At 61.2% G+C, this 13382-nt stretch carries 12 protein-coding genes and 2 tRNA genes; 8 read left to right on the forward strand and 6 right to left on the reverse strand.

Annotated features, from left to right (window positions below; translation table 11 throughout):
* Positions 1 to 149 precede the first annotated feature (149 nt).
* Positions 150 to 893: a creatininase family protein gene (locus CIT26_RS29670; RefSeq protein WP_095495876.1), complete on the forward strand. Its 744-nt coding sequence runs from the start codon at positions 150 to 152 to the stop codon at positions 891 to 893.
* Positions 894 to 1098: 205 nt separating this feature from the next.
* On the opposite strand, the gene CIT26_RS29675 is transcribed toward CIT26_RS29670, so the two are convergent.
* The 3 genes from CIT26_RS29675 to CIT26_RS29685 form a co-directional block, all read right to left on the reverse strand.
* Positions 1099 to 2016: a carbohydrate ABC transporter permease gene (locus tag CIT26_RS29675; protein ID WP_095495868.1), complete on the reverse strand. Its 918-nt coding sequence runs from the start codon at positions 2014 to 2016 to the stop codon at positions 1099 to 1101.
* A gap of 13 nt (positions 2017 to 2029) precedes the next feature.
* Positions 2030 to 3151, reverse strand: coding sequence for a carbohydrate ABC transporter permease (locus CIT26_RS29680; RefSeq protein WP_095495869.1), 1122 nt, complete (start codon positions 3149 to 3151; stop codon positions 2030 to 2032).
* A gap of 100 nt (positions 3152 to 3251) precedes the next feature.
* Entirely contained in the window at positions 3252 to 4916 is a 1665-nt protein-coding gene (locus tag CIT26_RS29685; RefSeq protein WP_029353498.1) for an ABC transporter substrate-binding protein, read from the reverse strand.
* Between the two features lie 293 nt (positions 4917 to 5209).
* Between CIT26_RS29685 and CIT26_RS29690 the strand changes: the two genes are divergently transcribed.
* From CIT26_RS29690 to rbsK, 3 genes are all read left to right on the forward strand, one after another.
* Positions 5210 to 6268: an ABC transporter ATP-binding protein gene (locus CIT26_RS29690; RefSeq protein ID WP_095495870.1), complete on the forward strand. Its 1059-nt coding sequence runs from the start codon at positions 5210 to 5212 to the stop codon at positions 6266 to 6268.
* Positions 6269 to 6356: 88 nt separating this feature from the next.
* Positions 6357 to 6809, forward strand: a complete 453-nt coding sequence (locus CIT26_RS29695) for an RbsD/FucU family protein (protein ID WP_095495871.1) — start codon at positions 6357 to 6359, stop codon at positions 6807 to 6809.
* Between the two features lie 4 nt (positions 6810 to 6813).
* Positions 6814 to 7740, forward strand: a complete 927-nt coding sequence (gene rbsK / locus CIT26_RS29700; protein WP_095495872.1) for a ribokinase — start codon at positions 6814 to 6816, stop codon at positions 7738 to 7740.
* Between the two features lie 329 nt (positions 7741 to 8069).
* Here rbsK and CIT26_RS29705 read toward each other — a convergent pair whose 3' ends face one another.
* Positions 8070 to 8855, reverse strand: coding sequence for an ion transporter (locus CIT26_RS29705; RefSeq protein WP_095495873.1), 786 nt, complete (start codon positions 8853 to 8855; stop codon positions 8070 to 8072).
* Positions 8856 to 9485: 630 nt separating this feature from the next.
* Between CIT26_RS29705 and CIT26_RS36165 the strand changes: the two genes are divergently transcribed.
* The 3 genes from CIT26_RS36165 (at position 9486) to CIT26_RS29720 (ending at position 12083) form a co-directional block, all read left to right on the forward strand.
* A complete protein-coding gene (locus CIT26_RS36165; RefSeq protein WP_143747941.1) occupies positions 9486 to 10031 on the forward strand; it encodes an EF-hand domain-containing protein in 546 nt (181 codons plus the stop codon).
* 53 nt (positions 10032 to 10084) lie between these two features.
* On the forward strand, positions 10085 to 11191 hold the full coding sequence (locus CIT26_RS29715) for a flavodoxin family protein (RefSeq protein ID WP_245319606.1): 1107 nt from the start codon (positions 10085 to 10087) through the stop codon (positions 11189 to 11191).
* Between the two features lie 367 nt (positions 11192 to 11558).
* A complete protein-coding gene (locus CIT26_RS29720; protein ID WP_095495878.1) occupies positions 11559 to 12083 on the forward strand; it encodes a DUF1003 domain-containing protein in 525 nt (174 codons plus the stop codon).
* A gap of 94 nt (positions 12084 to 12177) precedes the next feature.
* Here the strand turns inward: CIT26_RS29720 and CIT26_RS29725 are convergent.
* A tRNA-Asp gene (locus tag CIT26_RS29725) sits at positions 12178 to 12254 on the reverse strand.
* 214 nt (positions 12255 to 12468) lie between these two features.
* Here CIT26_RS29725 and CIT26_RS29730 point away from each other — a divergent pair.
* A tRNA-Val gene (locus CIT26_RS29730) sits at positions 12469 to 12544 on the forward strand.
* 99 nt (positions 12545 to 12643) lie between these two features.
* Here CIT26_RS29730 and CIT26_RS29735 read toward each other — a convergent pair.
* Positions 12644 to 13303 carry a pentapeptide repeat-containing protein gene (locus tag CIT26_RS29735; RefSeq protein WP_206072830.1) on the reverse strand — a complete coding sequence of 220 codons (660 nt, stop codon included), beginning with the start codon at positions 13301 to 13303 and terminating at the stop codon, positions 12644 to 12646.
* Positions 13304 to 13382: the final 79 nt, after the last annotated feature.

The following is a 13382-nucleotide window of genomic DNA, read 5'->3' on the forward strand; positions in this document are numbered from 1 at the left end:
TTCGGGTTCCGGGAAATTGGTCGAACCATCGTGACCAATGCCGGCACAGATCTGTTCAGAATTGCGCTCGACGAGCTTGGCACTGTGCTGGCTCGGATCGGCGAAAGCCGTATCGACGCCGACCGTCACACCAACATGGAGTAATGGGCATGCGTTACGAGCTGATGCTGCCGTACCAGATCCGCAAGGCGATCGCCGAGAACTGGCCGGTCGTGCTCCCGCTCGGCGTGCTCGAATACCACGGTGAGCACATGGCCGTCGGCATGGATACGCTGGCGGTGGTCAAGATGCTGGAGCTGTTCGAAAAGGAAGCCGACATCGTCATTCTGCCAGCCTTCTACTATGGCGCGGCGAGCTACGCGGTGGCGCCGCCGGAGGGCAATGGCTCGGTTCAGGTCGGCGGCAGGGCGCTGGCGCCGTTCGCGGAGGAACTGTTCTACAGCCTATTGCGCATCGGTTTTCGCAACATCCATGCCATCATCCACCACCAGACCGAGAATTTTGCCGCCGGCATGCCGACCGATCTCGCCTTCAAGACCGCCGGCCGCCAGGCGATCTTCCGTTTTCTGGAAAAGGAGCGCGGCGAGGGCTGGTGGGGCTCCGAGACGATGGCCGGCTACTATGCCGAGCACGCCGAGGGCGGCAATTTCTTCAACTGGATACAGGTGCATCCGCTGATGCCGACGGTGACGGACGGCCAATATCCCTTCGATCATGCCGGCATCGGCGAGACGTCGCTGATGCTGGCGCTGTGTCCGGAAGCGGTGGACGCCGGCCACTTCGCCGACAATACGGGATGGTACACGGCGACCGCCCCTGAGGCCTCGATGGAACTTGGGCAAAAGGGCGTCGCGATGATCCTCGATCATTTGAGGGAGATGTTGACGGCCTAGCGCGGTTCTTCCTTCTCCCCTTGTGGGCGAAGGTGGCCGAGCCCGCGGGTCTTGCCTCCGGCAAGCCCGAGGACAGGCTCCGCTCGGTCGGATGAGGAGTGTTCCAGGGAACGCTACGCCTCATTTCTTCCAGCACCCCTCAACCGTCTTGGCGCTACGCGCCAATCCACCTTCTCCCACAAGGGGAGAAGGTGGACAGGGCGGTCTACTTCACCGCGCCCGCGGTCATGCCCATGATCAGATAACGCTCCAGCGCGATGCCGATGACGGCAAGCGGCGTGATCGCGGCGGTGGCCAGCGCCGCCATCGACCACCAGTTGATGCCTTGCGAGCCGGTCTGGCTCGCCACCATCACGGGAATGGTCTTGGCGTCAGTCGAGGTCAGCAGTGCGGCGAAGAAATACTCGTTCCAGCACAGCACCATCGCCAGGATGAAGGCGGCGACCATGCCCGGCAGCGCGATCGGCATGACGATGCGGAAGAAGGCGCCCCAGATCGACAGGCCGTCGACCAGGGCTGCTTCCTCCAGTTCGACCGGGATCGAATTGAACTGGTCGCGCATGATCCAGATGACGATCGGCAGCACCATCAGCGTGTAGAGCAGGATCAGCCCGATGCGCGTGTCGAGCATGCCGACTTCCCGGTACAGCACGAGAAAGGGCAGGGCGAGCACGACCGGCGGCAGGATCAGCTGCGACAGGAAGAAGAAGGAGATGTCCTCATTCTTGAACCAGGCGAAGTGATAGCGGTAGCGGGTGAGGCCATAGGCGGCGAGACTGCCGATGACGATGGCGAGGCTTGACGCGCCGACCGAGGTGATGACCGAATTCATGAAGCGCTTGATGAACTCGTCGCGCACCGTCGAGGTCCGGAAGATCGAGTCCGGCGACAGGCCGAGCGAGCGCCAGCCCTTCCAGTCCGGCCGGAAGTCGACGAACGGGATGAGATGGCCCTGGGTGACGTCGACCGCGGTTTTGAACGAGGTGGTTATCGTCCAGTAGATCGGGAACAGGCAGATGAAGGCCCAGAACACCAGCGCGCCATAGATGAAGGCGCGGTTCGCGAAAAAGCTCGCCGGCGAGCGGATTTCTGAAGCGGCATACTCGGTGGTCTGGACGCTCATGTCACCGCCCCATTCAATTGACGTTGCGCACGAAGCGGTTGGCGAATTTCAACAGCCACGTCACGAATATGATGATGATGATGAGGTAGGCCATCGCCAGCATGGTGCCGTAGCCGACATTCGAGCGGTCGCGATACTCGCGATAGATGAAGCTCGACACGGAATCGGTCGCGCCGCCCGGGCCGCCCGAGGTGACGGTGATAATGATGTCGGCAAGCTTCAGCTTGAAGATGATGCGCAGGATGATCGCCGTCACCGACACCGGCAGCATCAGCGGGAAGGTGACCTGCCAGAAGGTCTGCCAGGCATTGGCGCCGTCTACCCTGGCCGCCTCAAGAACCTCGCGTGACATCGCCTGAAGGCCGGCGAGCAGCATGATCATCATGAACGGGATGAACGTCCAGGCATCCAGCACCATGATCGAGATGCGGGCAGTGATCGGATTTGAAAAGAAGGCGGGATTTTCCCAGCCGAGCTGGCGCGCCAGCGCCGCGGCCGGCCCGAACCGGTATTCCATCAGCGACTTGCCGATCATCCACGACACCGCGACCGGCGACAGCATCAACGGCATGAGGAAGACGACACGGAAGAATTTGCGCGCTCTGATCTGTGCGTTGAGAAGCAGGGCGAGGCCGAAGGCGATGACATATTCGACCAGCACCGCGAGCACATAGAGCACCATGTTGAACAGCGCGTTGCGGTAGTAGGGATCGGCCAGCATCTGCCAGAAATTGTCGAGCCCGTTGAACTTCCGGCCGGAGAAGGAACTGAGGTTCCAGTCGGTCAGCGCGATGTAGAAGCCGAACAGCGTCGGGAAGATCACCATGGCGATGGTGAACAGCAGCGCCGGCAGCAGGAACAGCGCGCGCTGGCCGTCTTCGCCGCGCGTCAGCACCTGGCCGACGCCGAGCGCAACACCCCACAGCACATAGGCGTAGACGACAGGCCGCCAGGTCTCGAATCCGATCGTATCGACCTCAGTCTTGTAGAGGATCTGAACTGCGATCACTGCCAGCAGGCCGACCGTCGCAGCGGCCATCAACGCCCGGCCGAGCCGCTTGCGGCCCGGCGATATCAGATCGGATGGAGCGGCGTTTGCCGGCCACGCATTGGTGGGCAAAGTCTGGTCAGCCACGCGTCTCGTCCGTTCACTGAAGGCTTTTATGACCGGCTGGCCGGTCAGGCTGCGGTCCGGCGGCTTCGCGTCGCCGGACCACGGTTCCTAGAATCTCAGCCTACATGCCAAGCGAGGCCTTGTAGAGCTTGATCTGGTTTTCGCGGCCGATCTGGTCGGTCAGCTTCTCCCAGGCGGCAGCAATGGCGTCGGCGCCTTCCTGCGCCGTCATCTTGCCGGCGAATGTGTTGGCCAGGATGTCCTCGGCGGCGCTGTAATATTGGAAGATGCCGGGGATCCGCGGCTCGATCGCGGCGTTCGGATGGTTGTAGCTGTCGGCCTCCGACTTCAGATACGAGGTGATGAAAGCCTCGTCGTAACCGGCCGCCACCCATTCTGGAATGTCGAAATGCGAGTTGCGGTAGGGCTGGAAGCCGGACGGATATGCCGCGCACCAGAGCGACAGGTCCTTGCCGCCGAGATGGGCGGCGGCAGACCAGGCCGCCTTCTTCTTCTTTTCGTCGCTGTCGACCCGTGCCATGACGTAGACGCCCCAGCCGAGATAGGCGCAGTTCGGCGAATAATTCGGGCCGCTTGCCAGCTTGTCCCACTGGCCGGTCTTGGAATTGTAGACGTCGTCCGAGCCAGGCAGGATCGAGAAGCCGGTGACGTCGCCGACGACAGAACTGTCGTTGGTCTTGACGTTGGAGCCAACGTCGCCCCACCAGGTGACCATCGAACCGGTGCCAGCCAGGAACTGCTGGAAGGCGGTGGTGTTCGGGTCGGCGTTGATCTGGTCGGCAGGCTCGGAAGGCAGCGCGTCGATCACGTCCTGGATCGCCCGCACCCAGGCTGGATTGTTGATGCGCGGCTTCATCGTATCGGCATCGAACAGCCAGGCCTTGTCGTCGGGATGCTTGGCATAGGCGCTGGCGCGGCTGCCGAGGAAGTAGAAGCCGAAGCCGCCCCACGCCTTGGGCGCGTCGAGATAGCCGAAGACGTCCTGGCCCTGGAACTGCTTGCCCTTGAGGAACTTGGTCACCGCCTGCACCTGCTGCCAGGTCTTCGGCACGCCCCATTCACCGCCACCGCCGCCGTCCTTCCACGCCTTGGCGAGGTCGGCATCGGCAAACACGTCGGTGCGGTAGTTGAAGTTGTGCGCATCGCCGTCGACGGTCACGCGGTACTGCTTGCCGTCCCAGGTGCCGACCGGTGGCTGCAGATAGGCCACGACATCTTTCATGTCGATCTGGTCCTTGACCCAGTCCGGCATTTCGGAGGTCAGGCCCTTGCCGCAGACGTCGCCTTCGAACGGCGCGCCCATCTCGATGATGTCGAAATCGACGGTGCCGGTGGCGATCGACTGCTGCAGGCGGGCGTTGTAGTCCGCCTGCGCAAGGTCGATCCAGTTGATCTTGGCGCCGGTATAGGTCTCCCACGGCTTCAGGAAGCCGCGAAACAGCACATTGTGCAGGTTCTGGTTGTTGAGCCCCATGAAGGTGAGCTGGACACCGGCGAATTCGCCTTCCTTGACGCTGGCCTTGGTCGCCTCCAGGCAAAGCTCGCCGACCTGCTGGAAGTCGGCATCGGTCGGCTGGCCCTTGCCGACACCGGGGATCTGCAGGATCTGCGCACGCAGCTCGCTTGCGGCGGAAGCAGGGCGCGTCAGTGCGCCAAGCCCGGCGCCGGATGCCGCTGCGATCGCGGCCATGCTGGCCGCGCCCTTGAGGACATCGCGGCGAGTGGCTCCCGCGCGCATAAATTGGTTGTAAAGGCTGACTTTCATTTCGTTCCTCCCAGAATCTCAATGGTGATTGTTTCGGGTGTTTGGAGCGCTGGACGTGTTCCCCAACAACAGCGACTCCTGGAAATAGGGCCCAAGTTTCCTCCCGCGACACTTCGATTTCCGTATTCAGAACTAGTGTGCCGGCGCGCCCGGAACAGGGTCATAACCCGAGCCCTTTCACTATTCTCACAACCAAGTGCCGTGTCAACGAGGATGGGGTTTTTTATCTATAAAAGACTGACTTGCCCTCGCCGTTTGCGTTGTTTAGCTTCACCGCAACGAAAGGGGGGCCGATGGCTCAAGTCGCGATCAGCAATGTGGCCAAGGCGTTCGGAACCGTCAAGGTCCTGCACGATGTCAGCGTCGACATCGCCGACGGGCAGTTCGTGGTGCTGGTTGGCCCTTCGGGGTGCGGCAAGTCCACGCTACTCAGGATGGTGGCGGGGCTGGAGACCGTTTCCGGCGGCACGATCGCCATCGGCGACCGTGTCGTCAATCATCTGCCGCCAGCCAAGCGCGACATCGCCATGGTGTTCCAGAACTACGCGCTCTATCCGCACAAGACGGTCGAGCAGAACATGGCCTTTGCGCTGAAGCTGCGGAAGACCGATCCGGCTGTGGTCGCCGAGCGGGTCAAGCGCGCCGCCGATATCCTCGATCTCAATCCCTATCTCAAGCGCTATCCGCGCCAGCTCTCGGGCGGCCAGCGCCAGCGCGTCGCCATGGGCCGCGCCATCGTGCGCAACCCGCACGTGTTTCTGTTCGACGAGCCGCTGTCTAACCTCGACGCAAAGCTGCGCGTGCAGATGCGCACCGAGATCAAGGAGCTGCACCAGCGGCTGAAGACCACCACCATCTATGTCACGCACGACCAGATCGAGGCCATGACCATGGCAGACAAGATCGTGGTGATGCGCGACGGCCGCATCGAGCAGGTCGGCGCGCCGCTGGAACTGTTCGACCGGCCGGCCAATCTGTTCGTCGCCGGCTTCATCGGCTCGCCGTCGATGAACCTGCTCAAGGGCGTGGTGCGCAAGGGCGACAAGCCTGTCGTCGAGATCGCCGGGACGCCGTTCCCGATTGCTGCCAACAGCGCGGTGGAGGATGGCCGCAAGGTCGTTTACGGCGTGCGGCCCGAGCACCTCGAAATCCACCCCGAAGGCGTGCCGGCGAAGATTTCGGTGGTCGAGCCGACCGGTTCCGAAACGCTGGTCTTCCTGCGCTTCGGCGAGGGCGAGATGGTGGCGCTGTTCCGTGAGCGCCACGACTTCAAGCCGGGCGACACGCTGCACCTGAAACCCCGGCTCGACCAGGTCCATCTCTTCGACTCAGAGACCGGCCGTCGTCTTTAACACTTTGAATTTGCGCCTGAAAACCGACATCACATTTCGGGATCATGCGCCAGGTTTCGCATCAAAAAAGCCCGTTCGGGAGGGAACTATGCTTAAAGGGATCAATCCGCTGCTGAATGCCGACGTGCTCCAGGCGCTGCGGGCGATGGGCCATGGCGACGATTTGATCATCGCCGACACCAACTTCCCCTCCGATTCGGTGGCGCGCCAGACCGTGCTCGGCCGGCTGCTGCGTATCGATGCGCCGGCCGCGGACGTGGTCAAGGCGGTGCTGTCGCTCTATCCGCTGGACAATTTCGTCGACGACGCGGCCGCCCGCATGGAGATCGTCGGCAAGCCGGACGAGATTCCCGCGGTGCAGACGGAAGTGCAAAGAGAGATCGACGCGGCGGAGGGCAAGGCATGGCCGATGATCCCGGTCGAGCGCTACGCCTTCTACGAACGTGCCAAGAAAGCCTATTGCGTCATCCAGACCGGCGAGCGCCGCTTCTATGGCTGTTTCGCCTTCCGCAAGGGCGTCGTGCCGCCGGACGGGGAGTAGCAGGATGCCAGGCAAGCCTGTCGTCATATTGGGCGTCTTCGTCGCCGATACCGCCTATCGCGCCGCCCGCCAGCCGCGCATGGGCGAGACGCTCCTTGGCACATCCTTCACGCTTGGCCCGGGCGGCAAGGGCTCCAACCAGGCGGTTGCGGCCGGCCGTCTCGGTGCCGACATCACCTTCCTGACGCGCCTCGGCGTCGATCCCTTTGCCGACATGGCCAGGCAAACCTGGGCGCAGGCCGACGTGAAGAGCGCCGTCATCGACACGCCGGAAAGCTACACGGGTGCGGCTTATATCTTCGTCGAGGACACGACCGGCAACAACGCCATCATCGTCAGCCCGGGTGCGGCCATGCTGATTTCGCCCGACGACATCGAGGCTAACGCCGGCCTGATCCGCTCGGCCGGCGTCTTCGTCACCCAGCTCGAACAGCCGATCGAGGCGGCGCTGCGGGCGCTGGAGATCGCGCGCGGGGCAGGGGTAACGACCATCCTCAATCCGGCGCCCGCGGCAAGCCTGCCCGAGCGCATCTACACGCTTTGCGACTATGTCACACCTAACGAGACAGAGGCCGAGGAACTGACCGGCATGAAGGTGTCCTCCATCGACGACGCCCGCCGCGCCGCCGATCGTTTGCTTGGAAAGGGCGTCGGCGCCGTCATCGTGACGCTCGGTGAAAAAGGCGCGCTGTTGCATACGGCCAGCCGCTCCGACCATGTCGGCGCGATCAATGCCGGTCCTGTGGTCGAGACCACCGGCGCGGGCGACGCCTTCAATGGCGGCCTGGCCGCCGCACTTGCGAGAGAGGTGGAACCGCTGCAAGCGGTCCGCTTCGCCTGCGCCGTCGCCGGCATCTCGGTCACCCGGCCCGGCACGGCGCCGTCGATGCCGACGCTACAAGAGGTCGAGGCATTGCTCGCCAAGGGGTGAGCCCGCGCAGCCTCGCCGGCGCTCTCGACTTAGTCCGTTCCGACCACGGTGACATATTAGCCACAGTTAATGTAAATCGAAAAACCTATCTTGCGTCATTGGCAAAGGTGTCCCGTAATGGGTCACTGGGTCTGGCGCCGCAATTGCACGGTCAGCGATGCCGGGGGGCAATCTTGACCTGGCAATGGGGGGGTGATTGGGGGGGCCCGCCGCTTCGCAAATGGAGCGGCGGGCTCTTTCACGGCACCACACCATCCAGAAGCCGCCGACGGATAGGAATGTTTTGCAATGCTCGCGGGGAAGTATCTGTCGCGGCCGAATGAGGCGATCTAGCCGCGAACTCTCGACAATTCCCGGACCTCTGCCCGCAGCGCCTGTAACTCCGCGAGGATGATGGCCTGATCGCTGTGCAGCGTTGCCCTGTCGGCCGATTCTACGGCTTCATGCTCGGCCTCCATCGCCGAAACGATCACGCCGATGAAGAGATTGAGCACGGTGAACGAGGTCGCGATGATGAATGGGATGAAGAACAGCCAGGCGGTCGGATAAACCGCCATGACCGGGCGCACCACGCCGTCCGACCAGCCTTCGAGAGTCATGACCTGGAAAAGCGTGAAGAGCGATTCCGGTATGCCGCCGAACAGTTCGGGAAAGGACGAGCCGTAGAGCTTCGTCGCCATCACCGCAAAGACGTAGAACACCAGCCCGAGCAACAGCATGATCGAGCCCATGCCGGGCAAGGCGGTGATGAAGCCGGTGACGACACGGCGCAGCGACGGAACGATGCTGATCAGGCGCAGGACCCGCAGGATGCGCAGCGCCCGCAGCACGGAGAGCGAACCGGTCGCGGGGATGAGCGCGAAACCGACGACGAAGAGGTCGAAGATGCGCCATGGATCGCGGAAGAAATTCGTCCTGTAGACGACCAGCCGGATCGCGAGTTCGAGGACGAAGACGCCGAGGATCGCGCGGTCGATGGCCGTTAGAAGCGGGCCAAAAACAGCAATCGCATCGGGCGAGGTTTCGAAGCCGAGCGTAACGGCGTTGATCAGGATCAGGACCATGATCGTGAGGTCGAAATGGCGCGATTCGATGAGCGATTTCAGGGCGTCCAAGGCTTCTTCTCCGTTAGAGCATCGTACCCGAAGTGGGACCGGGTTAGGGAAAATCCAATGCCCAAACGCATATGACAGGCTTGGAAGGCAACAAATACAAAAGTTGAAACTCTCAGGAAACCGAAAGTCGAAACCTTTTGTATTTGGGAATCAAGTAGTTCGGCACAGTGATTTTGACAGATCGGGGGCCGATCGGCAGCTCCCGTCAGCGGGCCGATCTCAGTGGCAGCTCGCAAACCTTCAAGATTAGCCGAAGCACCCCTCAACGTCGTCATCCCAAGGCGGAGCAAGGGGCGAAGCGACGCGGCGCAGACCCTGGGATGACGAAGGCGCGGGGGATTACGGCTAATCGCAGACGTTGGAGATTGGCAGCTGGAGGCCGGCCGATAGCGACCGTCGACAGGGCTCAGTCGAAGAACCAAATCCTCTGTGCATAAAAACTAGGCAATCCGCGACCTCCAGCGTGACAGGCCCCGGTCGGAAATGGCCTCTGGCCCGCTGTCAAAGCCAATCACTGCTCTATGTCGCTGTAGGGACTGCATTTTTCTACGGCAGCGCGAAGGATGAACCGGCACACAGCGATCATCTGCCAAGTCGCCAGGAACCATGCGGGGGAGCAGCGGGTTTGGCTTGGATGCCGACACGTTCGGTCCACCATTCTCCAAGGAGAATACGATGACACTAGCAAGCAAGACCACAGCAGTTGCCGCGGCGTTGGCTATGCTGGCTTCGCCGGCACTATCCCAGACAAGCTCACCTGCGCCCGCCGCACCTGCACCGGATCGTGGCTCAGAGGCCTCGCCAGGAGTGAGCGGGCCAACTGAAGACTCCATGCGCAATATGATGCGTCAGATGATGACCGAGATGCTGGAGGAGAGAATGCAAGAGCATCGCCGGCCCCGAGCAGAACGACGAGGTGGCGACCGTTGGCATCGCGATTTCCGAAGAGGTCCGCATGACGGGCGCCATTTGGGAGGCGGGATGATGCATGGCGCACGGATGCGAATGATGTTCGCCATAGTAGATGCCGACGGCGATGGTGCGCTTTCTCAAACCGAGGTTCAGGATTTCATCGGGCGGATATTCAACGCCGTCGACGAGAACGGCGATGACAGCGTCGACAGGGAGGAAATCCGATCCTTTTTCCGCGGAGGTGCCGACGAAACGGGTGAATAAACACTGCAGGTCTTGCGCGTTCCTGGACGAAAATTCGGGAAAGGAATTCGGAAATGGCCGGTCTCGTTGGCAAGTTTGTCGGGAAAACCCCGGCGCCTCGCAAGGGCATGGCTAGTCCCAAACTGAGTGAGAAAGCCTTCAAGGCGAGGTACAAGCAGCAATTCGTCGATCCAGCGTTCGAACCGGTCGCCCAGTCGATTGAGCAAATCGCTTCGATCGCCTGGCAGGCTTACGCGGATTCCCGCAAGAGCCCGATCACGAGGAAAGCCGGTCCTGCGTTCAGCGACCCCGACTACGATCTGTCAGTCGATTGGATTGCGGCGCACGAAGCGGTGCTACAGGCGCAGCGTCGGTACGAGGATCTAACGGTTCCGCCGCGTCTATTGATCATCAACGGGTCGTCGCGCAGCGAGCACACCTGTCCCGGCGAAATGTCGAAGAGTTTTCGGCTCGCCGAAATCGCCCGTGAGACCATCGACAAGGAAACGAAACTTGCGGTCGAAATTCTCGATTTGTCGCGGCTTGCTTCCGAATACGGGAGGAACATCCATCCGTGCAAGGCGTGCTTTTCGACGGCCGCTCCGCTCTGCCATTGGCCCTGTTCCTGCTATCCCAACCATTCGCTTGGGCAAGTTCAGGACTGGATGAACGAAATCTACCCAATGTGGGTCGCCGCCCATGGGATCATGATCATCACCCCGGTGAATTGGTATCAGGTTTCCTCGCCTGTCAAACTGATGATGGACAGGCTTGTCTGCGCTGACGGTGGCAATCCAGACCCCTCGCTGACACAAGGCAAGGATGCGGCAAAGGCAAAGGAGGTAGAACTGGCCGGGTGGGACTATCCGCGTCATCTGGCAGGCAGGCTGTTTTCTGTGATCGTGCACGGCGATGTCGAAGGTGCGGAGAATGTGCGGCATTCCATCGCTGACTGGTTGCGCTTCATGAAGTTGTCGCCGGCCGGCCCCAGCGCCGAGCTCGACCGCTACATTGGTTACTGGAAGCCGTACGCTACAAGTCATGATGAACTCGATGCCGACGAGACAATCCAGGAAGAAGTTCGCAACGCCGCCCGCTCGCTCGCCGAAGCCGTCGTCGAACGTCGGTCGGGCCGTTTCCGTCAGATCGGCATCGGCTTGGAAGACCCGCGGCAAAAATAGGCGACCCCGATCAGCGAAGCACAGAATCCCGCAATTCCGCACGGAACCGAGCCCGAGCTAAGTCAGCGAACGTGCCGCGCATCGGCTCACTGAGCGTTGGGAAAATGCTTTTATGAAAGCTCTGCCGGGTCGATCTCACGACCTTCACCCTACTGCCAGTCGCGCCGAGCCGGGCAACCATGCGCCACAACAGGCGTTAAGGAGCTCAGCGTCCGAGAGAAGCGGCAGCGAGCACGCATCCCCGGCCGCGTTGTCCCGCTTCCAGCCGGGAAACCGAGAGGCCTGTCAGGTTGAGAACGTCTATGAAACTTCCTTGCCGCCGCGGCTGGACCTCAGGCCTGGCGCTTCAAGTCGGGCCTTGATGTCCATGGCCGCGCCACAATCCGCCGACATGCAGTCGGTCCTCCACAACAACATTCAAGCTCTGGTTGACCATCGACGAGAGCAGGAGCAGCATCGGGCGTTTCAAGATCGAATTGCCGGCGTCATTTCCCGTTTCGCGGGGAGCATGGCATTCGTGTATCTGCACCTTGCAATCCTGATCGTCTGGGTCGTGCTGAACCTTGGAGCGATCCCGGCTATTCCACCCTGGGACCCAAGTTTTGTGATATTGGCAATGGTAGCCTCGGTTGAGGCGATCTTCCTGTCCACCTTTGTACTGATCAACCAGAACAGAATGGCTGAGCTCAGCGAGCGCCGCGCCGAGCTGGATCTGCAGATCAGCCTGCTCAACGAGCATGAAACCACACGACTGATCGAAACCGCCCTGACGGAGCGTTTGAAAGTATCGACGCCGGCAGATGACGAACTGCCCCAGCTAGCTCAGAACGTCGATCCGCAAGCGGTGATGAGCCAAATCGAACAGGTTTCTAAAAATCAGACCAAGCGCTAGAATTTATCGGGTGCCAAGGTCGACCCGAATATCTGAATTGCCGGTCCGGCATTCAGAGTTTTTTTTCATTTCCAATCAGCTAAGTGATTGAAAATGGCGCGAGTGACGGGGCTCGAACCCGCGACCTCCGGCGTGACAGGCCGGCACTCTAACCAACTGAGCTACACCCGCGCAAGACGAGCACGGTCAGCCGTGTTCGTCGTTGGGCGGTGGATAAGGCGTAAGCCACCGGGTGTCAAGCGGAGCGCGACAGCATAACAGCAAACAGGAGAAGGTTTTTTGACAAGCCGAGTTTTGTTGCCGAAAACGATCAACGGCGAGGGCGTTGTGCGCTCATTTGGCCTTGCGAACCCCGTCCTAACTGCTTAAAGGTCCGGCCCGGAGCGGGCGATTAGCTCAGTTGGTAGAGCGCTTCGTTTACACCGAAGATGTCGGCGGTTCGAGCCCGTCATCGCCCACCATAAAATCAATAACTTCCGCCCAGAAGACGAAGTTACCTCCGGGTTCATTGAACTGGGAGGCAATTCAAAACGGCACCCCCTCTCCATCAAATGCCGGGACTAGCAGCCCCTGTTATCTATGAGGCCGTCCGGCATTGTTGTGTTGCAAAGTTTCGCGTCCACAAGCAGCGCCGCGTCCAAGTTTAGCACCAAATGCAAGTTTGCTCCCTCCAGGTTTGCGCCCGACAGCCGCGCTTGCGCAAGGCGCGCGCCCCTTAGGCTTGCGCCAGTCAAGAGCGCTCCTGACAGGCTCGCATTTGACAGGTTTGCGCCAGAAAGGCTCGCCTTCGACAGGTTCGCATTCGACAGATTCGCGCCTGACAAGTTCGCGTAATTTAGGCTGGCGCCAGATAGTTCCGCGCCGGAGAGATTCGCACCGCTAAGGTCCGCACCATTTATGTTTGCTTCCTTAAGGTCGGCGCCCGTCAGGTTCGCATTGGTCAGTATCGCGCCGGGCAGATACCTCCCCGTCATGCTGGCGCCCGATAGGTCGCAGTCTGCGCATATTGGCTTGGACCTGAGACGCTCGACCGCATCCAAATCGAACGCAGTCGAGTAAGAAGTGCCCAGCCCAACGGCCAGCACAGTGAAAACTGTCAGTTGTTTTATCCTCCATCCCCACATGTTTGCGGCTCTATTTGGAAAAATGCGACCTGCGGTTGTAGTGCCGTAGATCGCCCAGCGTCTTGGCGTCGTTCCTAATGTCACGCCATCTGTCAAGGTCGCGTCCCTACAGGTGGTGTAGCTCGGCGGTAGCGAAGCCGCTCGCGAGCGCGCCCTCGATAGCGCTGTAGCGAGC

It is taken from the genome of Mesorhizobium temperatum, assembly GCF_002284575.1.
Classification (GTDB): Bacteria; Pseudomonadota; Alphaproteobacteria; order Rhizobiales; family Rhizobiaceae; genus Mesorhizobium; species Mesorhizobium temperatum.

Bases quoted from the DNA above. Each gene is read 5' to 3' on its own strand.
- CIT26_RS29670 (WP_095495876.1), top strand. From the start codon at position 150: ATGCGTTACGAGCTGATGCTGCCGTACCAGATCCGCAAGGCGATCGCC.
- CIT26_RS29675 (WP_095495868.1), bottom strand. From the start codon at position 2,016: ATGAGCGTCCAGACCACCGAGTATGCCGCTTCAGAAATCCGCTCGCCG.
- CIT26_RS29685 (WP_029353498.1), bottom strand. From the start codon at position 4,916: ATGAAAGTCAGCCTTTACAACCAATTTATGCGCGCGGGAGCCACTCGC.
- CIT26_RS29690 (WP_095495870.1), top strand. From the start codon at position 5,210: ATGGCTCAAGTCGCGATCAGCAATGTGGCCAAGGCGTTCGGAACCGTC.
- CIT26_RS29695 (WP_095495871.1), top strand. From the start codon at position 6,357: ATGCTTAAAGGGATCAATCCGCTGCTGAATGCCGACGTGCTCCAGGCG.
- rbsK (WP_095495872.1), top strand. From the start codon at position 6,814: ATGCCAGGCAAGCCTGTCGTCATATTGGGCGTCTTCGTCGCCGATACC.
- CIT26_RS29715 (WP_245319606.1), top strand. From the start codon at position 10,085: ATGGCCGGTCTCGTTGGCAAGTTTGTCGGGAAAACCCCGGCGCCTCGC.
- CIT26_RS29720 (WP_095495878.1), top strand. From the start codon at position 11,559: ATGGCCGCGCCACAATCCGCCGACATGCAGTCGGTCCTCCACAACAAC.